The 21,368-nt window shown below is 62.8% G+C and carries 19 protein-coding genes and 10 pseudogenes; all 29 read right to left on the bottom strand.

Annotation, left to right across the window (positions count from 1 at the left end; genetic code table 11):
* Positions 1-429: contractile injection system protein, VgrG/Pvc8 family (locus tag ACSMDR_RS19175; protein WP_436469306.1), on the bottom strand; the 429-nt coding region annotated here is incomplete at its 3' end.
* Positions 430-439: 10 nt separating this feature from the next.
* Positions 440-727, bottom strand: coding sequence for a type VI secretion system PAAR protein (locus ACSMDR_RS19170; RefSeq protein WP_436469305.1), 288 nt, complete (start codon positions 725-727; stop codon positions 440-442).
* A gap of 51 nt (positions 728-778) precedes the next feature.
* Positions 779-1,351, bottom strand: a complete 573-nt coding sequence (locus ACSMDR_RS19165; protein ID WP_436469304.1) for a VasL domain-containing protein — start codon at positions 1,349-1,351, stop codon at positions 779-781.
* A gap of 78 nt (positions 1,352-1,429) precedes the next feature.
* On the bottom strand, positions 1,430-1,633 hold the full coding sequence (locus ACSMDR_RS19160; protein WP_436469303.1) for a hypothetical protein: 204 nt from the start codon (positions 1,631-1,633) through the stop codon (positions 1,430-1,432).
* Positions 1,602-1,943, bottom strand: a complete 342-nt coding sequence (locus ACSMDR_RS19155; protein ID WP_436469302.1) for a hypothetical protein — start codon at positions 1,941-1,943, stop codon at positions 1,602-1,604. The genes ACSMDR_RS19160 and ACSMDR_RS19155 overlap by 32 nt, the downstream gene beginning before the upstream one ends.
* A gap of 53 nt (positions 1,944-1,996) precedes the next feature.
* Positions 1,997-2,104: pseudogene (locus tag ACSMDR_RS19150) on the bottom strand (hypothetical protein); the annotation flags it as partial.
* Between the two features lie 174 nt (positions 2,105-2,278).
* Positions 2,279-5,757, bottom strand: a pseudogene (tssM, locus tag ACSMDR_RS19145) (type VI secretion system membrane subunit TssM); the annotation flags it as partial.
* 41 nt (positions 5,758-5,798) lie between these two features.
* The gene (locus ACSMDR_RS21270; RefSeq protein ID WP_495549123.1) at positions 5,799-6,059 is read right to left on the bottom strand and encodes a type VI secretion system domain-containing protein; all 261 of its coding nucleotides are present in this window, start codon (positions 6,057-6,059) and stop codon (positions 5,799-5,801) included.
* Complete coding sequence (locus ACSMDR_RS21265) at positions 6,004-6,297, bottom strand: type VI secretion system domain-containing protein (protein WP_495549124.1); 294 nt, start codon at positions 6,295-6,297, stop codon at positions 6,004-6,006. The genes ACSMDR_RS21270 and ACSMDR_RS21265 overlap by 56 nt, the downstream gene beginning before the upstream one ends.
* Before the next feature lie 37 nt (positions 6,298-6,334).
* Entirely contained in the window at positions 6,335-6,895 is a 561-nt protein-coding gene (locus ACSMDR_RS21260; protein ID WP_495549122.1) for a type VI secretion system domain-containing protein, read from the bottom strand.
* Between the two features lie 49 nt (positions 6,896-6,944).
* Positions 6,945-7,040: pseudogene (locus ACSMDR_RS21255) on the bottom strand (hypothetical protein); the annotation flags it as partial.
* Between the two features lie 212 nt (positions 7,041-7,252).
* Positions 7,253-7,858 (bottom strand): annotated as a pseudogene (vasI, locus tag ACSMDR_RS19135) (type VI secretion system-associated protein VasI).
* A pseudogene (vasH, locus tag ACSMDR_RS19130) lies at positions 7,858-9,393 on the bottom strand (sigma-54-dependent transcriptional regulator VasH). The pseudogenes vasI and vasH overlap by 1 nt, the downstream one beginning before the upstream one ends.
* A gap of 66 nt (positions 9,394-9,459) precedes the next feature.
* A complete protein-coding gene (locus tag ACSMDR_RS19125) occupies positions 9,460-10,347 on the bottom strand; it encodes an AAA family ATPase (RefSeq protein ID WP_436469301.1) in 888 nt (295 codons plus the stop codon).
* Positions 10,296-10,481 (bottom strand): hypothetical protein, encoded by a 186-nt coding sequence (locus ACSMDR_RS19120; RefSeq protein ID WP_436469300.1) that lies wholly within the window; start codon positions 10,479-10,481, stop codon positions 10,296-10,298. The genes ACSMDR_RS19125 and ACSMDR_RS19120 overlap by 52 nt, the downstream gene beginning before the upstream one ends.
* Positions 10,426-10,962: a hypothetical protein gene (locus ACSMDR_RS19115; RefSeq protein WP_436469299.1), complete on the bottom strand. Its 537-nt coding sequence runs from the start codon at positions 10,960-10,962 to the stop codon at positions 10,426-10,428. The genes ACSMDR_RS19120 and ACSMDR_RS19115 overlap by 56 nt, the downstream gene beginning before the upstream one ends.
* 226 nt (positions 10,963-11,188) lie before the next feature.
* On the bottom strand, positions 11,189-12,031 hold the full coding sequence (locus ACSMDR_RS19110; RefSeq protein WP_436469298.1) for an ATP-dependent Clp protease ATP-binding subunit: 843 nt from the start codon (positions 12,029-12,031) through the stop codon (positions 11,189-11,191).
* A gap of 19 nt (positions 12,032-12,050) precedes the next feature.
* Complete coding sequence (gene icmH / locus ACSMDR_RS19105; protein WP_042043857.1) at positions 12,051-12,830, bottom strand: type IVB secretion system protein IcmH/DotU; 780 nt, start codon at positions 12,828-12,830, stop codon at positions 12,051-12,053.
* A gap of 25 nt (positions 12,831-12,855) precedes the next feature.
* Entirely contained in the window at positions 12,856-14,184 is a 1,329-nt protein-coding gene (gene tssK, locus ACSMDR_RS19100) for a type VI secretion system baseplate subunit TssK (protein WP_436469297.1), read from the bottom strand.
* Positions 14,185-14,186: 2 nt separating this feature from the next.
* Positions 14,187-14,699 (bottom strand): annotated as a pseudogene (gene tssJ, locus ACSMDR_RS19095) (type VI secretion system lipoprotein TssJ).
* The gene (gene tagH, locus ACSMDR_RS19090) at positions 14,699-15,346 is read right to left on the bottom strand and encodes a type VI secretion system-associated FHA domain protein TagH (protein ID WP_436469296.1); all 648 of its coding nucleotides are present in this window, start codon (positions 15,344-15,346) and stop codon (positions 14,699-14,701) included. Before tagH ends, tssJ begins: the two are co-directional and overlap by 1 nt.
* Positions 15,343-15,585 carry a hypothetical protein gene (locus ACSMDR_RS19085; RefSeq protein WP_436469295.1) on the bottom strand — a complete coding sequence of 81 codons (243 nt, stop codon included), beginning with the start codon at positions 15,583-15,585 and terminating at the stop codon, positions 15,343-15,345. The genes tagH and ACSMDR_RS19085 overlap by 4 nt, the downstream gene beginning before the upstream one ends.
* The gene (locus ACSMDR_RS19080) at positions 15,543-15,947 is read right to left on the bottom strand and encodes a hypothetical protein (protein WP_436469294.1); all 405 of its coding nucleotides are present in this window, start codon (positions 15,945-15,947) and stop codon (positions 15,543-15,545) included. Before ACSMDR_RS19080 ends, ACSMDR_RS19085 begins: the two co-directional genes overlap by 43 nt.
* 56 nt (positions 15,948-16,003) lie before the next feature.
* A pseudogene (gene tssG, locus ACSMDR_RS21250) lies at positions 16,004-17,016 on the bottom strand (type VI secretion system baseplate subunit TssG).
* Positions 17,017-17,035: 19 nt separating this feature from the next.
* Positions 17,036-17,866, bottom strand: a pseudogene (locus tag ACSMDR_RS21245) (type VI secretion system baseplate subunit TssF); the annotation flags it as partial.
* A gap of 67 nt (positions 17,867-17,933) precedes the next feature.
* Positions 17,934-18,698 (bottom strand): annotated as a pseudogene (tssF, locus tag ACSMDR_RS19065) (type VI secretion system baseplate subunit TssF); the annotation flags it as partial.
* A 28-nt stretch (positions 18,699-18,726) separates the two neighbouring features.
* Positions 18,727-19,086, bottom strand: coding sequence for a type VI secretion system baseplate subunit TssE (gene tssE, locus ACSMDR_RS19060; protein WP_436469293.1), 360 nt, complete (start codon positions 19,084-19,086; stop codon positions 18,727-18,729).
* A 74-nt stretch (positions 19,087-19,160) separates the two neighbouring features.
* Positions 19,161-20,637: pseudogene (gene tssC / locus ACSMDR_RS19055) on the bottom strand (type VI secretion system contractile sheath large subunit).
* Between the two features lie 35 nt (positions 20,638-20,672).
* The gene (gene tssB / locus ACSMDR_RS19050) at positions 20,673-21,176 is read right to left on the bottom strand and encodes a type VI secretion system contractile sheath small subunit (protein ID WP_436469292.1); all 504 of its coding nucleotides are present in this window, start codon (positions 21,174-21,176) and stop codon (positions 20,673-20,675) included.
* Positions 21,177-21,368 lie beyond the last annotated feature (192 nt).

Below are 21,368 nucleotides of genomic sequence, written 5' to 3'. Positions count from 1 at the left end.
TTGGCCATGGTCATTTTTGAGGGCGAAGGCGTAGTCGGTAATGCCCGCCTCCTGCAGCAATATGCTGATGATCTCTTCGGGCTTCTGGGCCTGGAAGATGCGGGCGTTGCGGCGAAGGCCAAGGCGCCAGAGGGCGGGCCTCACCTCCATCTGGTAGCGAGTGCGACGAAAGCCGCTGTCTCCCTGGGCCGCGTCGCTGACCACACCGCTGATCCGGCGCTGCAGCTCACCGTTGTACCAGACCAGCAGCTCGCAGGCCTGGTCGAGCACGTCGGCGAAGGCAACATCGGCCTGATGGCTGGCCAGATCGAGCCGCAGGCTGAAGGGGCGACTCAGGCGCTCATCGAGGTTGAACTCGACCAGGGCGAAGGTGGATTCGGGCAAGGCCCCTACCTTGACGGTGAACTGTAATCCTGTGTTGTCTGCCATGGACGTCTCCTTATCCTGCCTGACCAGTGCCGCTGCCAATCACCACACCGCCACAGCCAATGGCCGTGCCGGTAACTGCGATGGGCTTGCCATTGACCAACACTGAGCCAACCCCGCCGGAGATACTGCGCGGATGAGGAGGATTGTTGGGTTTGTCGTGGGGCGCCAGGGGATCCCCCTGGCGTGCTACCGGTTTGCCGTCTAGCAGCACATTGGGACTGGCCGCGATGATGGGCGATGGCACGAAACCATCATGGTCGGTACCAAGATCTCCGAGCAGTGCAATAGTGGGGCACATATGATTCTCCTTGCATGGCGGCACCAGGCAGAGCCCGGCATCGCCTGATATTCAACCGGGTGGCAGGACGCCATCATCCTGGCGCTGGGCCAACTGCTGCAGCTGATAGAGGCGCACTGTCAGCGACTTGAGCTCGTCTTCCATGCTCTTGAGCTGAGCCGGAGGCACCTGTCCTCCCTCCCCCTCTACATCGCTCAACCGGGCTTCCAGCGGCACCTCGACCAGCAGATCTTTCTGGATCTCGTAGAGTCGAGACTTGAGATAGGAGATGGTCACCGTTTTGCGCTGACGCTCCAGCTCAAGCAGCGTGATCGAGCAGGGCATCCACCCCGGCGCGGGCATCCAGGTAGGTGGGCACGCTGATGACATCCCCCTGCTGACCGCCAAGCTGCGCCTGCCACTGCTTGTCCAGCGCCTTGACCGCCAGCGAGTCGAGATCAGCATCGAGAGCGAGTTGCGCAGCCCCTCGCCGTAGCGATACCAGTAGAGCGGCGACGTCTGCTCGAGCCGGGTCAACTGGTTCTGGTAACGGGCCGCCGAATCGCTCTCCATGTTCTGCAGGGTCTGCTCCCCCAGCACGATGCGCGCCTGGCGAATGTCGTCATAGCTGAGGGCTGCGGGCAACGTCGGCGGCCGGCTGCGCCAGACGCTGGGCCGCCACGGTTTTCTCCTGCTGATGTTGCTGCCAGCCGAGCCAGCCCATCACCGGCAGGGCGCAGCTGAGCAGCCCGCAGCCAAACCAGAACCAGCGGGACGCTGCCGGCGGTGTTGCTCTATCTTGAGCACGGTGGGCTTGACCTGCCCCTTCTCGCGCCCCACCAGAATGCTGCCCTGGGGCAGGTGCGGGGTCGATGCCGAAACCGTGCTGCCGTGCTCACTCTCCATATCGGACTTGAAGAACACCATGGGCGGGGATCTGCAAATCCTCCTTGAGGCCCGGCTCGTCGGAGACGATGACGATCTCGGTCTCATCGAACAGGTGGGTATACCCCTCGATGAAGTGCACCAGATTCTCGACCCGGGGAATGCGGCTCAGATCCGCGTTGTGCAGCTTCTCGCTGATGAGCTGCAGCGCCCGCTCGCAGCGATAGATGAGCCGCTTGTCCTCGTGGCTGATCTGGTACTGGCGAATGACGTCGCTGATGCGGGCGATGAACCAGTCGAGCATCTCGATGCGGGCCCGCTCCTGATGAACCGGCGGCCAGAAGCTCTCCACTGGGTGACGATGAGGTTGGCGAGAAACTCGCACCCTTCGGTAAAACCGCTGAGCCCCTGCAGGCGCGAACGGGCCAGGGTGAAATAGATGGCGGTCTGCAGATCCACCCCGTGTTTCTCGAAGATAAGGCTGGCGAGCTGATGGATCCGCTGCCAGTCCACCTCGGGCGCGGAAGCGTGGCTGAGCTTGTTGATCTCGGCCCGCAGCGCCTCGTACCTCCGGCAACGTCCTGGGGTCGCGCCCCACTTTCAGGGCCTGCTGACCTTGTTGATTCTGTGACATATGAACTTCCAACGCAGGAAGGGGGCACAGCGTGCCCCCGACACGAATGAATCGAGGGATTCGGGCAGTCTGAACTGGCTGAACAGGCCGCCGGTGAAGGGGTTTTGCGCGCTGTCGGTGTAGACGCGATAGGTCATGGCCCCCTGATCCACCGGGAAGCGCACATCGAAGGTAGCGTCATTGACCTGGGTCAGCTCCCCCTTGTCCATCAGGCGGAACATGGCCCAGGGGCCGACGAAGCCTTCGCTGCGCGGTGAGCGCTCGCGGGCGGCCGGCACCAGGGTTATCTTGCTCTCGGCTCCGTCGCGCATGGTGTTGGGCCACACCAACGGGATCTTGGTACGACGGCCATGGGCGTATTCCAGCAGCTGGCCGTCCAGGTTCGGCGCTGCGCCGCTTGTTGGCGGTGAGCTCGATGGGCTCGAGGGCGAACTGCACCTCCCAGGTTGCCCTGCTGGCTGAAGAAGAATGCTGGCGGATGCGGGCAGCACGGTCCAGCTGCTTGACCAGCTCGGCCTGGATGGGCGAGCTGAACTCCCCTTCCATCAGGCCGCTCTCCACCATGGGTTTGAGGTTGACCTGATAGAAGCTGTCCAGCAGGTGCCGCCCGGCGCAAAGAAGCGCTCCATCTCGGAGAGGGGCACGTCCTTGTTCGAAGACTGGATCAAACGGATAACGGCCCGCCAACTCGGTGTTGAAAGGGGTCACCACCCGGTCTTGCCACTCCTGATTGAGGGAGGACATGGCCAGGTCCACCACCAGGCGGGAACTCTCCTCGGCCAGCTGGCTCACCCAGCGATCCAGGGGCATCGGCAGGCCGCTGGCGTACTGCTGCAGGGCGAACACAGGATCGGCGTACTTGTTGGTCAGGCGCATCTGCACCGCCTTGAGCGCCGCCTGGCCCGGATCCGTGGCATTGACGATCAGATCAAGATAGTGCTGCAAGTCGGTGATCTTCTGGGTCACCTCGGAGATGAGCGGTCCCTGCTCGCCACGGCCGCTCAGCACGGCATTGGTGGCCAGGAAAGGACGGCCGATCCGGGCCGAGATGGCCTGGGCAGGATCCCCCTCCTTGTCCGACAGCTGGCGGATGCGTGTGTTGTCGTCCAGGGTCGAGATGACCCGCTGGAACGGCTGATCGTTGCCCGTGATCGCCGCCAGCACATCCAGGGCCTGCTGCGGGTTTTGCAGGGGTTGCACATCCAGATTGGTCAGCAGGTTCTGCCACTGGCCCACATAATTGGTGACATAGCGATCGTTGACCTGACGGGTGATCTCCCGCCGATCAGCCTCACTCAGTCGAGTGTTCTTGCGCTGACCCAGTACCCAGGCATCGGTCGCGGTCAAGTCGATAAGAGAAGCGTCCTGCTTGAGGAAGAAGGTGCTGAATCCCGGATAAGTGAGCAGTCGTGGCACCAAGCCCCGCTTCTCGTCCCGCAGCACGAAGACGCTGTCGAAGGTCGGACCCACCTCGTCACGGATATTGAGATCCGGCGCCAGGGTTTCGTCGGCCTTGAGCACCAGATTCTGGTAAACCCGCTGATAGAGCGGCAGCTTGCCGAGCTCACGCTGGGCGCCATAGACGCCCTGTTGGAAAGGGGCAAAGGCCGTGATGGCCGCCTGATCCCTCTTCACACGGCTGCCATACCAATCGGTATGATCCAGGGCATAATCCAGATGGCCCATCAACTGATCCTGAGCCCCCCCCTGACCCGGGAAGGCTTGTTGCCAGCGGCTCCCCATGAACTGCTCAACCTGATCCTTGTTGCGACCGGACGCATCGTCCAGCATCCGCATCACCCGCAGGATGGCAAGCTCTCTTCGCTGCCGGCAGGCGCCTGGTTGAGATCGGCCAGCAATCCCTGCATCTGGGCCGGCAGGAAGCGCAGGCTCAACAGTTGCAGGTAGGAGCCCTCCACATAAGGACCGATCTCGTCCCCCTGGTAGAGACCGAGGTCGGCCACCAGCGGCATCCGCTCGCGGTAGTTGCCAAAGGAGAGGGTCGCCTCGCGAATGAGGTTGAGGCGCGGCACCTCGCTCACCCCGAAGGCGTGGGCATCGGCCACCTCGTTGGTCTCCATGAAGGCCTGCGCCTTGGTCAGTACGTTGCGGCCCGCCTCCTCGTTGACCCGGTCGGTCGTGCCAGCCACCGATGAGGGCGGCCGAGGAAGAGCGACAGGCAGCTGAGGCCGATGGCCATGCGGCGGCGGCGATAGAGGGTGTGCAGCCGGTTTCACTGCCCAGATCGGCCTCCGGGAAGATGATGGAGGAGAAGAGCTGGCGCACGAAATAGGTGTTGGACTCCCCGCGCAGGGCCAGGTCGATGGGCTCTGGCAGGTTGTAGCGGCAGGGAGGCCACCTGGGCGAACGCATCGAACGGCACCCCTTGCTGATAGACGGAGCTGATGTAGACACCGCGCACCAGCAGCGGCTTGCTCTTCTATGGCAAGGGTCTCGTCGAGCAGGCTGGTGACGTAATCCTTGAGGCCCGCCAGCTGGCGCACGAAGGAGAAGAGCGCGCTGCGCTGGGCGGCATCGAGCCGGGCCAGCATCAACTCCGGCAGATTCTGGTTGAGGTTGTCCACCCACTGATCCCAGAACAGGCCAGATCCTGCTGCCAGTTGACCGTCACCGGGTTGGAAGGTCACCCCCAGCACGGCCTCGCGGGCCTCCTTGTCAAGCTGCTCATATACAACGTCGAAGCCGCGCAGCAGGTCGAGCTTGGTGAAGGTGACATAGAGCGGCAACCGGGTGTTCATGGTGGCCGACACCTCCTGCAGGCGCGAGCGCATCAGCTGGGCGTAGGCCTTGCGTTCGGCCACGCTGGCGTGGGAGAGCCAGGCCAGATCCACTGTCAGTACCAGGCCGTTGAGGGGCTGACGACGACGATGTTCGGACAGCCAGGTCAGCAGGTGCAGCCAGAGCCGCTCGTGCTTGCGCGCCTGCGGCTCCAGTTCGGCTTCGCTCTCGGGAGAGCAGCACCCCGGCGGGATCCAGCATCGCCGCCTGTTCCCCAACCAGCAATCCACAGCTGATCCTGCGCCACGTCGCGCAGCTCGGTATCGAGTCTCGGGTTGACTTTGTTGGCCGGGTTGGCGCGGTGAATGAGGCTGCTCTTGCCGCTGCCGGGCAGGCCCAGCACCAGATACCAGGGCATGGCGTAGAGCGCCCCCTTGCCCAGATGGGTATTCAACGCCTGCAGCCAGCGATCGAGGAACAGCGCCTGCCTGTCGATGAGCCCCTTGACCGGGTCCTGCTCCAGCACCACCTCGTGCTGACGCTCGGCCTTGAGCTGCTGCATCTTGCGCCACACCCGCCAGGAGACCACTCCCAGCAGCAACCAGAGCCAGAGCAGGGTGAACACCACCCGCCCCCACAGCGGCTCGAACGGCTTGGCGCCACGCACCTCGAGGCGAGGGCCCAGCCACCACACCAGGATGAGAGCCAGCACCCAGAGCACAGCACCGAGCAGGGGCCAGGAGGGTTTGGATTTCGGCAGCTGTTGCCGCAAAGTAAAAATGGTTTTGAACATAAAATGTGATCCAACTCCGACTCAATGACTCATTTCGGCACTCATTTCGACAACGGCGCCGCCAGGCTCTCCAGGCGGTTGACCAGCCCGGGCTCCCAGTGCGACAACCCGAGGCGACTGGCCTCTTGCCACAAGTGTTGATAGTGCTGGCGCGCAAGCGCCTCCATGCCTTCCTGCGCCAACAGCTCCGCCTGCACCAGCAAGGCGTGGAAGCAATCTCTTGGCTCTTTCAACTGCGCCATCCGCTCATCGAGCAGGGCGAGCGCCGCCGCGACTCCCTGCTCGCCGTAGCGCTGGGCCACCTCCTCGGCCAGCCCCGCCTCGCCACTGCCGCACTGCCGCCCTTGGCCGGTTGCAGGCCAGCGGCTCGCTGGGGGAGAGAAACGGCGAGCCGTCGCTGAAGGCGAGCTCCCGCAGGGCCGGCAGGCGCTGCAGAAAAGTCCCGAGCTCCTCGGCAATCGCCTGGGCCACCGCCCGAAAGCCGAGTTTCTGGGCCACCTCGGCCGAGAGCCTGTGCCCCTCGAACCAGTAAGGCGCCAGGGTCAGGCTCTGCTCGATGCGCTGCCAGAGCCCCTTATCAGGGGCTGTTCATGGCGGCGCGGTACTCATCCACCATGTCCGCCGACATGGGCGCCAGCGGGGTTTGTTGCCCGCCCCTGCTGATGGGGACCGCCGTGATCCCGGCCCAGACGGCATGACGGCGCAGTCGATGACCCACTGCCGCCTCCGGCTGGCGCTCGATCAGGAACTCCGCCACCTTCAGCTGGGTCTGACGCCAGGCGCGATCGTTGGAACTGTCGACGTCGACGCCGGCACTGCCGCCACCGCCGCTGAGCACCATGGCGCCGGCACCGCTGGCGGTCGATGCCACCGAGGCCGGGGAGCCTGCTGCCGCCGCAGCACCGCTGCTGGGGGCTGCCCGGCGGCATTGGCCTCGCGCCTGTGCCACCTGCTGGCGCTGGGCCCGCTTCAACCCCATCACCAGCGGGTCGAGCAGCTCCCCCTTGTCGGGACACTGCGCCAGCCAGACCCGCTCCAGCTGCTCGGCCTGGGCCAGCAACTGGGCCAGCTCGGCTGCCGAAGCGCTCTCGCACATGCGCGGCAGGGCCCCTTCGAAGCGCTTGACGATCTGCACCATCAGCCGTTGTTTCTGGCTGGCATTGCCGGGCCAGGCCAGCAGCCAGAAGCCTGGACCCGGCCTCCAGCAGGCTGATCGCCGCCCCCAGCGGGGTCGCCTTGGCCGGGTGCTGCAGACAGCGCAGCAGCTGGGCCAGCACCCGCATGTCTTTGGTGCGGCTCTCCAGCAAGCCGAGGCAGGCCTCGGCCACCGCATTCGAGATCGACCTGGCTGTGAGCGAGGGAGCCCAGCTTGACCAGCTCGGTCTCCACATAGTCCCAGCGCGGCTCATCGGCCAGCACCGCGCCTCTTATCTGTTCATCCGCAGGCTCGCGAGCAGGCGTGCACACCAGGGGTGTTGATAGCTCATCGCCCCTCCTACCAGCGGCACTGCTGACGCAGCGGTGCCAGCGCCTCTTCAGGCCGCTCAGGTCGACCCGCAAGAGGGCACCGTTGTCGGCCCGCACCTGCAGCTCGCGATGGCCCTGCCAGCGCTTGAGCTCCTCGATGGCGGGCAGGCCGCGGCCATATTCCAGCAACAGACCCTGATCCCGGATAAACCAGCTAGCTCCGGGAGCCGGCACTCGGCTGGCCATCCAGCTCGACCTGCACTTTCTCGCCGCTCCAGGGGGAATCCAGCCGCAGCCGGATATGGGTGATGCTGTCGACGCAGCCGATGGCCAGGGTCGCCCCGCGCAGTGCCGGGCGGGTCAGGGTTTCACTGCCACTGCCGGCGTCGCTCTGCAGCAGGAAGGGCGCGCTCGCTGGCGTGCGGGCCTGCTCCTGAGCCCAGATGGCCTGCCAGGCCGCCGACTGGGCGGCCCCTTCGGCGGCACTGACCGCGCCATTGCCGATGGCGTCGTAGCAGGCGAGCCGTACCAGCGGCGAGGGCTCCTGCCGACAGGCCTGCCAGCGCACCATGTCCAGCGGGACCTCGGCCGCACTGGTGGCCAGCAGCAGCGGTAACAAGCCGAGGATGCTCATCAGTTCACCTCCAGTTTCTGGCACTTGTGATCCAGGGTGCGCTTGCAATGTTGAGGCTTATCGGCCACCAGCATCCGATTGCCCTGGAAGTAGCGCAGCCGCGCCTCGATGACGGAGGCCTCGTACTGCTGCATGGCCCGGCGCAGATCGCGGATGTGGTTGTAGTCGTCCATGGTGCCGGGCAGCAGGGCGCTGACCCGCTCGCGCAGCTCCAGCGGCAGCGCCTCCAGCCCCACCTCCTCCCCGTGACGGGTATGGGCGCAGGCCACCTCCAGCAGGTTGCGCAGCTCGCGCACGTTGCCGGGGAAGTCATAGGTCTGCAGCTGTTTCAAGAACTTGCGCTGCAGCCCCAAGCGTCTTGCCATCCTGGGCGGCAAACTGGGCCATGAAGTGCTGGCAGAGCAGCGGCACGTCATCCATGTGTTCGCGCAGAGGGGCAATCAGCAGCAGGCACTGACAGAGGCGGTGATAGAGGTCGGCCCGAAACTGACCCTCCTCCACATGGCGGGTGAGCGGCTGATGGGTGGCGGCGATGAGGCGAAAATCGGAGTGATACTCCTGCTCGGCCCCGAGCGGCCGGTAACTGCGGGTTTCCAGCACCCGTAGCAGCTTGGCTTGCATGGCAGCGGGCATGTCGCCCACCTCGTCCAGAAACAGGGTGCCGCCGTTGGCCTGGGCCACCAGCCCGGTCTTGTTGGCAAGGGCGCCGGAAAAGGCCCCCTTCTGGTAACCAAACAGCTCGCTCTCGATGAGGTTCTCCGGGATGGCGGCGCAGTTGATGGCGACAAAGGGCTTGTGGGCGCGCTCGGAGCACTGGTGCACCAGCCTTGCCACCACCTCCTTGCCGCTGCCGGTCTCCCCCTGATCAGCACGGTCAGCTTGTGCTGGCCGGCCTGGTTGATCTGCTCGCGCAGCCCGCGGATCACCCGCAGACTGACCGACCAGCTGATCGCCGAGCAGTTTCTCGTGCTGACGCAGCCGCTCCCCCTCTCCTTTCATCTGACGCAGGGAGTCACGCAGTACCCCCTAATCCCGCCGACTGCGACCGAGATCGCGAATGAGGGTGAGCTGGTTGCAAAAGACCTGGGAGAGCTGGGCCAGCTCGGGGCCGTCGGCCCAGGCCCGCAGCACCTCCCCTTCATCCATCAGAGCCAGCACGGCAAACGGCTTGCCGTTGCCGTCCAGCAGCGGATACGCGTGCAGCCCGCACTGCTGACCAAGGTTGGCCAGCAGTGCGCGAAAACCGGCGTGCTCGATGCGGGCACCGCCGTAGAGGGAGTCCCAGGTGCGGGACTGGGCCTTGTGCAGTACATAGGCAAGCGGATTGGAAAATCGTCCACCGCCAGCCCCAGCGCCACTTCCTTCCCCTGACCCAGCCTTGGCACTCCAGCTGACGGCCGCTCACATCCAGCATGCCGAGCAGCAGCCCCCTGGGCTGGAAGCTGGCATGGACGGTCGAGCTCCACCAGTGGCACAGGTGCGGCTCATCGCGCTGGGCGGTGAGGGCCAGGGCAAAATGCGAGGGCTTGCTCCATACTCAAGCCCCCACCTCGGCCACAAACTGGTGATCGGCCACGGAAAAGTGGACGCGCTTGATGGGTTCACCGGCCGAGAGGCGCTGCAGCAGCTGCAGGGAGACCGGCGGCAGCAGGGCACCGTCGATGACGGATTCGAGCATGCCGGCACCGTTCGCTGCGATTGGCCCGCAGCAGGATTCCCTTCTCGGCCACTTCATCGTCCAGCACCACCTCTGCGCCGAAGCGCTCCTTGAGCAGCTTGACCAGCCGGTTGAGCTTGCCGCCCACGATCTGCAGACCAGCGTGTCGTGACCCAGCGGCAGAGGGGATCACCTCCATGCGCGCCAGCAGCGCCGGCTTGAAGAAGGCGGCGAGCTCCGGATAGAGGGCATCCAGCAGCACGTCGGGCTGCTCGGCGTGGTCGACGATGGTCTGGAAACCGAGGTTGGAAGTGAGGAAGAAGACCAGATCTTGCAGTCGATGATGCGCCCCTCCCCGTCCGCCAGCTCGCCCTTGTCGAACGCCTGATAGAAGAGGTTGAGCACATCCCCGGGTGGGCCTTCTCCACCTCGTCCAGCAGCACCACGGAGAAGGTTTCTGCCGATCGGCCTCGGTCAGCACCGCCCCCTCACCGAAGCCGACGTAGCCGGGCGGCGAGCCAATCAGGCGGGAGACGGTGTGCTTCTCCTGATACTCGGACATGTTGATGGTGGTCAGATACTGGCGGCCACCGAACATCAGCTCAGCAATCTGCAGCACGGTTTCGGTCTTGCCCCCCGCTCGGCCCCACCAGCAGGAAGGCACCGAGCGGCAGCCGGGACGACGCAGGTCCGCGCGCGCGGTCAGCAGGTGCTTGTGCAGGTGAGCCACCGCCACATCCTGCCCCTTGATGAGCTCGCCGAGGTACTCCGGCAGACGGGTCACCACGTCCAGCTCCCCTTGCGAGATGCGATTGAGGGCACCCCGGTCCACTCGGCGATGACGGCGGCAATCTGGGTCTTGTAGACGTGGGCGGAGACCAGCACTTCTCCTTGCTGCAGCTCGGCCAGCTCACGCTCGAGGGCGGCCAGCTGCTCGGCAGCGGCTTGCGGAATCGAGCGGCGCATCAGCCATCCAGCGCCTCTTGGCCAACATCTCATCCTGCTGATCGGCCAGCAGGGCTGCGCGCAGCTCGACAATCCGGTGTACCAGCCCCTGCTGTTGCTGCCACCGGGCCTCCTGCTCGGCCAGTTCTTCACGGCAAGCCTGCTGGGCCCCCTGCAACTCGGCCAGGCGCTCTGCGTTGTCACCGAGACCGATCAGGCTCTGGCGCTCCAGCTGGCGGATCTCCAGCTCGCGCTGGCGCAGCGCGTTTTGCAGGTGGCTGACCGCGCGCGGCGGGGTGGTCGAGGTTGATGGCCACCCGGCACAGGCGGTATCGAGCACGTCAATCGCCTTGTCCGGCAGCTGACGGCCGGAGATGTAACGGGCGGAGAGCTGGGCGGCGGCCTGCAGCGCCTCCTCGTCGATCAGCACCCCGTGGGCTTTCTCGTAGATGCTGCGCAGGCCGCGCAGGATCACGGTGGCCTCGTCGGCATCGGGGCTCACCCACTTTCACCAGCTGGAAGCGGCGCGACAGGGCCGCGTCTTTTTCCACGTATTTCTTGTACTCGCCCCAGGTGGTGGCGGCGATGGTGCGCAGTTCGCCCCGGGCCAGCGCCGGTTGATGAGGTTGGAAACATCCAGCCCGCCCGCCTGGTTGCCGGCCCGATCAGGGTGTGCGCCTCGTCGATGAACAGGATGACAGGTTGCACGGCGTGCCTGACCTCCTGCATCACCCCTTGAAGCGCTTTTCGAACTCCCCCTTGACCGAGGCCCCGGCCTGCATGGCGCCGAGATCCAGACTGAGCAGCTCGACCCCCCGCAATTTTTCCGGCACCTGACCCGCGATGATACGCAGCGCCAGGCCCTCGATGAGGGCGCTCTTGCCGACCCCGGCCTCCCCCACGACGATGGGGTTGTTCTTGCGGCGGCGGGAGAGGATGTCGATCATCAGATCGATCTCGTGATCCCGGCACAATACCGGATCCAGGCTGTTCTGGCGGGCCTGTTCGGTCACATTCTGGGTGAAGCGGGCCAGCAGACTGGCATCGGCAGGCAGGGCCCCCTGAGTCACGGCGCCGCCAGCGTTGACACTGACTTGCGTTTCGGCTGACTCCTTAACCCACTCATCGAATTGCTGGCGCAGTAATTCGCGATTGACCTGGGCCAGCAGGCGGCTGATAGCAGCGCTGAGATAACGCTGGGGGGTCATCAGGAGCACCAGCAACAAGACGCCGCTGCGCAGTCTGTCATGGCCAAATTCGGCGGAGGCCAGCAGCCAGCTGTCTTGCAGCCACTCGACCAGCAGCGGTGAAAAGGAGGGGTAACCCGGCTCAGCACTGGTATCCCCCGCCCGAGGCTGCAGCAGCCCAGCCAGCTCATCGACCGGAACCTCGGCCCGTTTGAGAATTTGGCGCACATCGCACAGGGGCGTCTCCAGCATCTTGAGCAGCAGATGCTCGATACGGATCTCGCTGCCCTGCTGGCTGACACACAAGGCGGCAGCCTCTTCCAACATGTGGCGACAGATGGGGTTGAGTCTTTCCACCAGTACTGGCAGTTCTATACGGATCAAGGCGTGCTCTCCTTAGTATTTATTTTAATAATTCGCCCAGTTGACGTAGCACGTCCTGGGTCTGGTTATCAAGTTGGTGATGGTAGAGACCGAAGATAAGGGCCAGCACCAGGGCGCTGCCGATACAGAGGCTGCGCAGGGACCACTGGCGGGGTAACTGATAGCGGGATGCTTGCTGACCCAGATCCAGATGAAAAACCCGAGGGGCCTCGGTCTGTGCCTCGCCCTTGAGCTGGCGATGGAGCTGGCTCACCACACGCTCGAACTCCCCCTTGCCCTGGGTCATCACCTTGTAACGCCCCTCAAACCCCAGACAGAGGCACAGATAGATGAACTCCAGAATGTCGCGATAACGCACCGGATCCTCTTGCAGACGAGCGAGCAGCACGAACACCTTCTCGCCGCCCCAGGTCTCATTATGGAAGCGGGTCAGCAGTGAGTGTTCCGACCACTCGCTCTGACTGCCCCAGTCGCGGCCCATCACGGCCTCATCGATGAAGGTGCAGAGGATGTAGCGAAACGACAAGACCACCCCGTTCTCATAGCCATGGGCCGTCAGCTCCTGCTCGATGGCCTGCACTTCGGTGACCACCCGTTGATAGAGCTCTGGCACCCGATCATGGCGGGTCAGTTGGCGCACCCGCTGCACCAAGCCCAGCAGCGGGGTCACCGCATCTATCATGGGGTTGATGCTCTGGCCCCGCAGGCGGAACCAGTAATCCGAGTCCATGTCCAGCTGCTCGGCATGGTCGAACAGCAGGTCCTGCATCTGGTCGCTGTGAATGATGTCCATGGTCATCTGTGATACTCCTCCCTTCGGGGGCTCATTGGCTGCGGATGGCCCAGAGCTGCATGTCGAGCTCCGGGAAATCCCCTGCGATGTGGAAGCCGATGGTGTTGCCCTTGATCAGCATCTGCCAGGCCGGGCTCTGCCGGTCGAGCTGGAAGTAGCTGTAACCGGCGTGATAAGGCAGCTGGCGCGGCGCCACCGGCAGGGGCAGCAGCGGGATCCCCGGCAACTGCAAGCTGATGAGTTCGCGGATCTTCTCGCTCGAAGCCACCTTGATCTGTTGCAGCAACTGCTTGCGCAGCTGCTCCTGGGGCATGCGGGCCCGCACCGCCAGCACGAAATCGGCACTGGCCATGAGTTCGCTCTCGCCCACCATGGCCACCATGACCCCGTATTGATGCTTGTGCAGCTGAATGGAGACGGCGCGCGGCGACAGCACTGTGCTGAGCGCCTGGCGCAGGGCCAGGATCACCGGCTCGAAGCTCTGTTGCTGATCGTCGTGACGATAGGCACCAAACAGGGGCGGCAGACGGGACTCATCGGTGAAGGTCATCAACTCGCCACACAGCTGTACCAGTGCCTCGAACAGCCGTTCGGGGTGCAGGGTGCCAAGCCGGGCCAGATGGGCGAGCTGGGGCTGGGCGCGGTTGAGCAGTTGCAGCATCATGAACTCGGCCACATCGGCCACCCCTTGCTGACCGGGGGCGGCGATACGCTGGGAGAGGCTGCGAGCCCGCTCCCCCACCAGGCCCGCTATCTCGCCCAGGAAGCGCTTGAGGCTGGGGATGGCGGAGACGCTGATGCTGCACGGCATGAAGTTGCTGTCCAGCACCAGGCTGCCATCCGGGCGCTTGTCCAGGATGCGGGCGATGGCGAGCGAGGCGTAGGCGCTGCGATCTTCCCGTTCGAGCATGAGCCGCAGGCTCACCTTGCCGATCTCCAGGGAGACCACGTCCCCCCCGTCGCTGTGCAGATCCCGCACATCATGGCGCTGGGCCTGCAACCGGGTGGCGATCCCCTGCTCGGGGTCACTCACCTCGTTGACCCCGCTCACCGACAACGGCAGCGCCAGATAGACCTTCTGGTTGGCCACCGAGGCGTCGGTGACTTCCAGCGGGGTCGGCAGCGCATCATCATTCGGGATGGAACGCGGTACTCCGGCAGGATCATCGTACCACCCGGGCGATGCGACCAAACCCAGGTAATCCTCGTTGATGGCGAGCGACTGCAAGCCATAGAAATAATCGGACAGCGCGCTCAGGCGAGCGTGCAGCGCATAATCCGAATGTCTTTGTTGTTGCTGGAAGTGCTGGGGCTTGATGAACAGCCCCTCACGCCAGATAACCCGATTTCGACTCGACATGGTTATTCTTCTTCTTTTTGCAGTTCCACTTCATCCAGGCGCAGGTGCACCAGGATTTGATAAGCCGTTCCCTTGCTCTTGATCTTGATGACCTTGCGCCGCTCGGCGCTGTCAGGGTCGGCGTAGCGTGCAATCACCCCGATGTAACGGGTCTTCTCGTCGAGCTTGATGGGGGCAGGTATTTGAACTGGCCCGGCAGCAGGGTGTAGTCCTGATGGTCCAGGTAGTTCTTGCCAAGGGCCTTCTCCACATCCGCCGTCACCTGGTCGTAGTCGGTGGCGAGCAGTTTGGAATCCTCCGCCAGCAGCACCACCTGAAACTCGATGGGCGCCGCCTCACCGCTCTCGTTGGGGTTGACGTCAGGCTCCGCCAGCAGGCTCAGCCCCAGGTCGTCGGTTGACTGTCATTGCTGCCCACCTGGATATCCGGGTTCATGGCCACGTCGGCCATCTTGCCCATGGTGGTACAACCTGCCGGGCCAGCAGCGCGGCGCCCAGCATCAGCGCACGTATCATCAAATCAGTCCCTGTTGCTGACGCACGGCCTGGTCATAGGCCTGGGCATACACCTGGTGGAACAGCTTGCTCGAACCCCTGCTGGCGGGCGGAGGTGAGCTCGCGGTAGTAGTGCTGATACATGTCCCAGGCCCAGCCTTCGTCGGCCGTGCCCGGCACCCGCTGCGGCGGTATTGCTCGAAGCGCCCCAGCAGGGCCTGCGGCGAAAACGCCTGCAAGATGCTGTCGAGGGCCGCGCCGATGGCCTGCTGGTTCGCCACGTGGTGAATGCGCACGTTGTGCAGGCTCTCGGCCACCGCCGCCGGTGCGCTCAGGTGGACCGGGCTCTTCTGCTCGGCAAACAGCACCGCCAGGGTCTCGTCATAATCAAGGCCCAGGCGCAGCGGGTTGTCCTCGATGGGACGCAGGTGCTTGTCCGCCAGCGCCGCCTGCTCGTTTTGCAGTTGCAGCAACCCCTCCACCATGGCTCGCACCGTCTTGCCCATCTCTTCGAGCATGTCGTGGGCCTGCTGGGTGTCCTGCAGTTGCAAGGGTTGACCCAGGCCGCGCATCAGCGGGGTCAGGGCCACGTAATGGACGCCGTCAAGCGACAGCTGATAATCGGGATGGTTCTCGATGGCGGGCATATCCAGAAATTCTTGGTTCATGGTGTTCTCGACAGCAAAAAGGGACGAGGGGGGACGTCCACATCCGGTTGTGAACGCAGTGAAGCCTGCAGGCGACCGTCCGCCAGCGGGCCATCCATGAACGGATTGGGCGCCCTGCGCTCCTGCTGCAATGCCAGCAAGGGATCGGCTGCCAGGGTACGCGGATCGTCAGCCGGTACGACGGGCTCATCGCTGGTCAGCCACTCGTCGAGCTGCTCGGTGGGGCGATTGCCCAGCACCTGTTGCAGGCTCTGCTCAGGGGGTGATGGCCCCCAGATAGGCGCGCAGCCGGAACGGACCGACCACGAGTTCGTCCCCCTGCTCCAGATGCACCTTGCGGGCCCGCCCGATGGGCGAAGTGGCACCGTTGATATAGGTCTGGCCGCTCGAAATCGCACAGGCAGAAGCGACCGTCGTTGAGCTCGATGCGGGCGTGGGCGGGCATGACGGCCCCCAGCCTGTCGCGCAGTTGCCAGTCATCCTGTTCGGAGGCCCCCAGGGTCCCCCCCATCTCGTCGAAGCGGTACTGCACCTGCTGGCTGCCGTCGAGCTGTTCGCTGTTGAGCACCACCAGGGAAAGTTGCTGGTTAAAATCGTCCACAGTTACTCCTGCACTGATTCCTGTAGTTAAATTTTCTGCGCTGTTGATGTCTGCACTCATTCCTGCACGCAGATGGTCACGAACGGATAGCTCGGCGGCTGGCCAAAGGTACTCCACCCCAAGCGGGCACTCTGCTCCTCCCCCAACCTCAGCCCCCTCGCCTGCTCCTCGCCGTCCAGGCGCAGATCCCAGGCCAGCTGATCGCGCAGGATGAAGGAGACAAAGGTCACCAGGGCATGGAAGTGCTCCCCGTTTGGCAAAAAGCCGAGAAACTGGCCAAAGCTGGGTTGTTGATCTTCAACAAGAACTTGCCGGCACAGTCGTTCACCTTGTCACCGATGACAAAATCGCTCCCAAGGTGGCGCAGGCGCCCCGAGGCGGTTTTGCTGGTCCTGATGAATAGGCACCTTGCGCCACTGCCAGGCACTCACCTGCACATCGGCCGAATCGAAGCAGTGGGCCACCAGACCGGCCACCACCTCGGGGGAGCGGCTGGGGCTGGCCAGCATGCCCGCATAGGAGAGCATCTTGGCCCGGTTGACCGGCAGGCTCTGGCAGACCGCCTCGTTGCCAAGCCCTACCAGGGCAAACATCAAACGGGAGAAGCCATCCTCGCCGTTGTCCTGAAACCGCACGTGGTAGCGATACTTGCGCCAGAATCCGGTGCAGCAGGGTCAGCAAACGGTGGTAAGAAGTCCAAAACAGGCCGAGCTTCTGCTCCCCCTGGGCGTACTCCCACACCAGCGAATCGAGGTAATAGCCGGGCATCGGCGACTGACTGCCGTGCAGCCGAGGAAGGCCACCTCCAGCTCGTGGCGCCCCTGCCCGTCCCGACCAATCTGCAGCACGTCGCTAGTGGGGAACCCCAAGGAAGCGGTCGCCTTGAAGCGGATGTTCTCGTCACCCGGCAGGTAGTCGAGCCCCCGCTCCCTGATCGGCGCCATCCAGCCGGTTGAGCAGCTCAACCAGCTGGAAGAAGTTGAAACGGGGCGCCTTTGCCCGGGCGGCGTTCGTCGGGGAGTGTTGACCGATCTGGACTGGCCCTGGTAGCGCTCCTTGTTGTCGAGATTGACCACCTCAAGCAGGTGGAAGGCGTTGACGCTGGCATACAGCGAGAAGAAGTGGGCCAGCACGGTACTGAACAGATAAAGCTCCCCTTCGCTGCCAAAAGCAGACTGGCGGATGGAGAGCACCGACTTGAGCCCCCGCACCGGCATGCCGCGCACCAGCCGGTCCACCGGCTTCGTTTCAATCTCTTCAATCCCTGCCAGCCGCTTGCGCGAGGCCTGCTCGGCCTGCTTGTCGTGCAGCGCCGGAAAATCGTAGGTGCGCAGCACCTGTACCAGGGCATCGCGGCGCAGCAGGGAGACATAGTTGAGCGACAGGTTGGAAATCAGCGTCCAGTGCAGACTGCCGTCCAGCGCCGGGCGCAGCGGCCGGGTAGGCCGATCAGGTTGCGGAAGGTGGCAAACGAGGGCGAGCTGCCGGTCGGTACGCAGACGGCTGCCCACCTTGAGACGGGCGGCGCGGGAGCGGTTGGTGCAGGTGAGCGTCACCGAGATGGATTCATCCAGTTCGACCGTAGTGGTTTCATCCCCTCGCACGACGAGAGGCTGTGTTCGAAACCATCCCCGCTCACCGCCTCCTTCGACCCGCACCCGGTAGTAGAGCGCCAGCCGCTGCTTGGCCCGCTCAATCTGGTGCTGGAAGCTCTCGAATGGCTGATAGATGCGCGGCGTACCGCGGGAGCGGCCGAGGTTCCCCTCGACCCAGCCCTCCACCTGATCCACCGAGAAGATCTCGAAGCTGTCGGCATGGCGATAGCTCGCCTTGAGGGGATACTCCGCCTGACGGCCATTGAGGTTGACCGGCTCGCTGTCGTGCTGGAACAGGTTGATGGCCGGCACGCAGTTGAGCATGAAGAGAGTCGGGACGGATCTTGAGCTTCGCCGGCAACGGCCGATCAAAGCAGAAGTCCACCTTGAATTCGCTCACCGGCAACGGCTGTTTGGGCCACTCGCCACCGGAGAGTTCGAAGAAGAGGAAGCTTTCCGGGAAGCAGAAGTATTCCTGCAGGATCCGGTAGCCGGAATAGACGTTGTTCGGATAGGGCAAGAGCGCGTCATCGCGCTCGAAGCCGACCGATTTGAGGGCCTTGGCCTCCTGGCGAAAGCGCTTGCCGTCGATCTCCAGCTCGATATGGGAGAGCTGGTTTGAGAGCCAGAAGTAGAGCTCATAGGCGGTGTAGCTGTCACCACCGAGGAAGAAGCGCAGCTTGTCCAGCTGCAGCTCACTGAGCGGCAGAGGGGCATGCAGGGCGATATCCAGCGAAATGGTGGAGAGATCGTTGCCGCTCTGGGCTGCGATATGACGGATATCGGCCGGATAGACCCAGGTATCATGACAGGTCTGGAAATGACAGGTCACCTCGTCCAGCGGCAGACTGTCGAGCTGGCAGCCTTGCCTGACCAGCGCCGGCTGGGCGATGGCCCCCGGAATGACCGAAAACTGCATGATGGTCATGCTGGGCACGGGACGCAGGTAGTTGGGCCAGAGCATGTTGAGCAGACCGTGGGTCAGCTCGGGAAACTCATCCTCAATCTTGGCGCGCAGGTTGCCCGTGAGGAAGGCGAACCCCTCCAGCAGGCGCTCCACGTCCGGATCGGTGTTCTGCTCCGACAGAAAGCGGGTGAGCTCGGGATAGGCGTCGGCAAATTCGCGCCCTTGCAGGCGCAAAAATGCCCAGTTCATCCCTGAAGTAATGTTCCAGCGACGCTGATCAGACCATGCGGTAGTGACGGTGACTGTCCATATGGACGTTGAACGAGGTAACTTGCTTGATATGCTCCAGCCGCACGTGGGCCGTCACCTGAAACGACATCTCAAGCGGACTCGCCTGATAGTCGGGTGAACGAACATCCACATGGATGATCCGTGGTTCATAACGACGGATGCATTGCCGGATCGCCTCCCCGGATCCGCCCCTTGATATCCGCACTGCCCTGAGTGGCATCATTGAGATCAATGACCCCAGATCGGGTGCACTGCGGCAATTGCCGGGACGGGTGTTGAGGATCTGGTCGAGCTGCCGTTTGACAGAGTCGACCAGTTCATCAACTTCCGAACGAGGAAGGCCCAAGCCCCTCCCGGATGCGATCAAACAGGCTGGCCGCATTTCCTCTATATCCCGGAAGAGAGATGCGGCATCGGGCCTTATTCCTTGTCCAGTCGACCTACCAGAGCTCGAAGCTGGCGCCCATGTACTTGAAGTGCGGGCGCACCGACATGGCAACCTGGTACCAACCCGGTTCCCCTTCCACGTCCAGCACCTTGATCTGGGCGGCACGCAGCGGGCGGCGGCTACGCACGTCTGCCGGCGGATTTTCCTGATCCGCCACGTACTGCTTGATCCAGCCGTTCAGCTCACGCTCCAGATCCTGACGCTCCTTCCAGGATCCAATCTGCTCGCGCTGCAGCACTTTGATGTAATGAGCCAGGCGGTTGATGATGAACATGTAAGGCAGCTGGGTGCCCAGCTTGTAGTTGGTCTCCGCTTCCTTGCCCTCTTTGGTATTCGGGAACACCTTGGGCTTTTGTACCGAGTTGGCAGAGAAGAAAGCCGCATTGTCGCTGTCTTTGCGCATGGTCAGGGTGATGAAACCTTCCTCGGCCAGCTCATACTCACGACGGTCGGTGATCAGCACCTCGGTCGGGATTTTGGCTTGCAGCTGACCCATGGCCTCGTAAACATGTACCGGCAGATCATGGATGGCGCCACCGCTCTGGGGACCTATGATGTTCGGGCACCAGCGATACTTGGCAAAGCTGTCGGTCAGGGAAGATCCCATCAGATAGGCGGTATTACCCCACAGGTAATGGTCGTGTGATCCGAGCTGATGTCTTCTTGATAGTTGAAGCCCTTGATGGGGTTTTCTGTCGGGTCATAGGGCAGACGCGCCAGGAAACGCGGAGCTGTCAGGCCCAGGTAACGTGCATCTTCGGACTCACGCAGTGAACGCCACTTGGTATAGGAAGGCCCTTCGAAGACCGACTTCATATCCTTGATCGACGGCAAGTCGGTGAAGCTGTCCACACCGAAGAAGGCGGGTGCAACCGAAGAGATAAAAGGAGCATGCGCCATGGCGCCGACCGCACTGACATACTGCATCAGCTTGATATCGGGAGAGCTGTGAGTGAAGGCATAGTCACCAATCACGGCGCCGATAGGTTGGCCACCGAACTGACCATAGCCTGTCGAATAGACATGCTTGTAAAGGCCGGACTGAGTTATTTCTGGTGAGAATTCAAAATCTTCCAGCAGCTCTTCCTTGGTGGCATGCAGCAGCTGGATTTTGATATTTTCACGAAAATCAGTGCGATCGACCAGAAGCTTCAGGGAGCGCCAGGAAGACTCCAGCGCCTGCAGTTCACCGGCATGCAATATGACATCCATCTGCTTGCTGAGCGTCTTGTCGAGTTCGACAATCATGCTGTCAACCAGTGCCTTGTTGACGGGCTCTGCCGATGAGCCATTGTCCAATATATTGGCAATGAGGGCGGCAACCCCTTGTTTTGCAACGCTATAACCTTCATCAACCGGGCTGATTCGAGCTTGCGCCATGATTTCGTCCAGCAAGGACCCAGAGCCGCTGCTGACCCCTGCTTGTACCTGTTCTTCGACCAAAGACATGTCTATTTCCCTTCTCGTCAATCAGTACCGCCGTGTTACTCGGCAGGCTTAATCACTTCCAGTTCCTTGAGCAGCTGCTCACGGGCTTCATCGCTGGACAGCAAGTCCTGCAGACGATTACGGAACGCCGGGATATTGCCGAGCGGTCCCTTGAGTGCTACCAGGGCTTCACGCAGCTCCAGCAACTTGCGCAGCTCGGGTACTTGCTGGGCAACGCGATCCGGGGTGAAGTCTTCCAGCGACTGGATCTGGATACTGACAGGTAGTTCATCCTGGCTGTCTGCTTCCAGGCGATTAGGCACGGAGAATTTCAGTTCCAGGCCGGATTCCTTCATGACGGAGGAGAAGTTGTTCTTATCGATGGAAACAGTCTGACGCTCTTCGATTGGCGTATCTTCAGTCCGTCCCTTCATATTACCAACAACCATCATAGTCAGCGGCAACTCTATTTCAGCCTGCTGACCGCCGGTTGCCGGGACATATTTAATATTGATTCGTTCTTTGGGCGCTACTGTGGCGCCGTCAATTCCCTTTCCCATGCTTTAAGTACCATCTTGAATCCACTCAGGTGCATTAGGGTGGCCTTGATATAGATGGATGACAACCTGTCAAAAATAACAGTTGACGCTTACTGTGACGAATCCCAGGTTTACTCCTCAAAAACAACCAACGCAAGAGATTGATTTTCAACTAAAAATAACCAATAAGAAAGATATCCAATTAATTAGATG

It is taken from the genome of Aeromonas molluscorum, from assembly GCF_051376105.1.
Lineage (GTDB): Bacteria > Pseudomonadota > Gammaproteobacteria > Enterobacterales > Aeromonadaceae > Aeromonas > Aeromonas molluscorum.
This window is presented reverse-complemented; position numbering and strand designations above follow the sequence as displayed.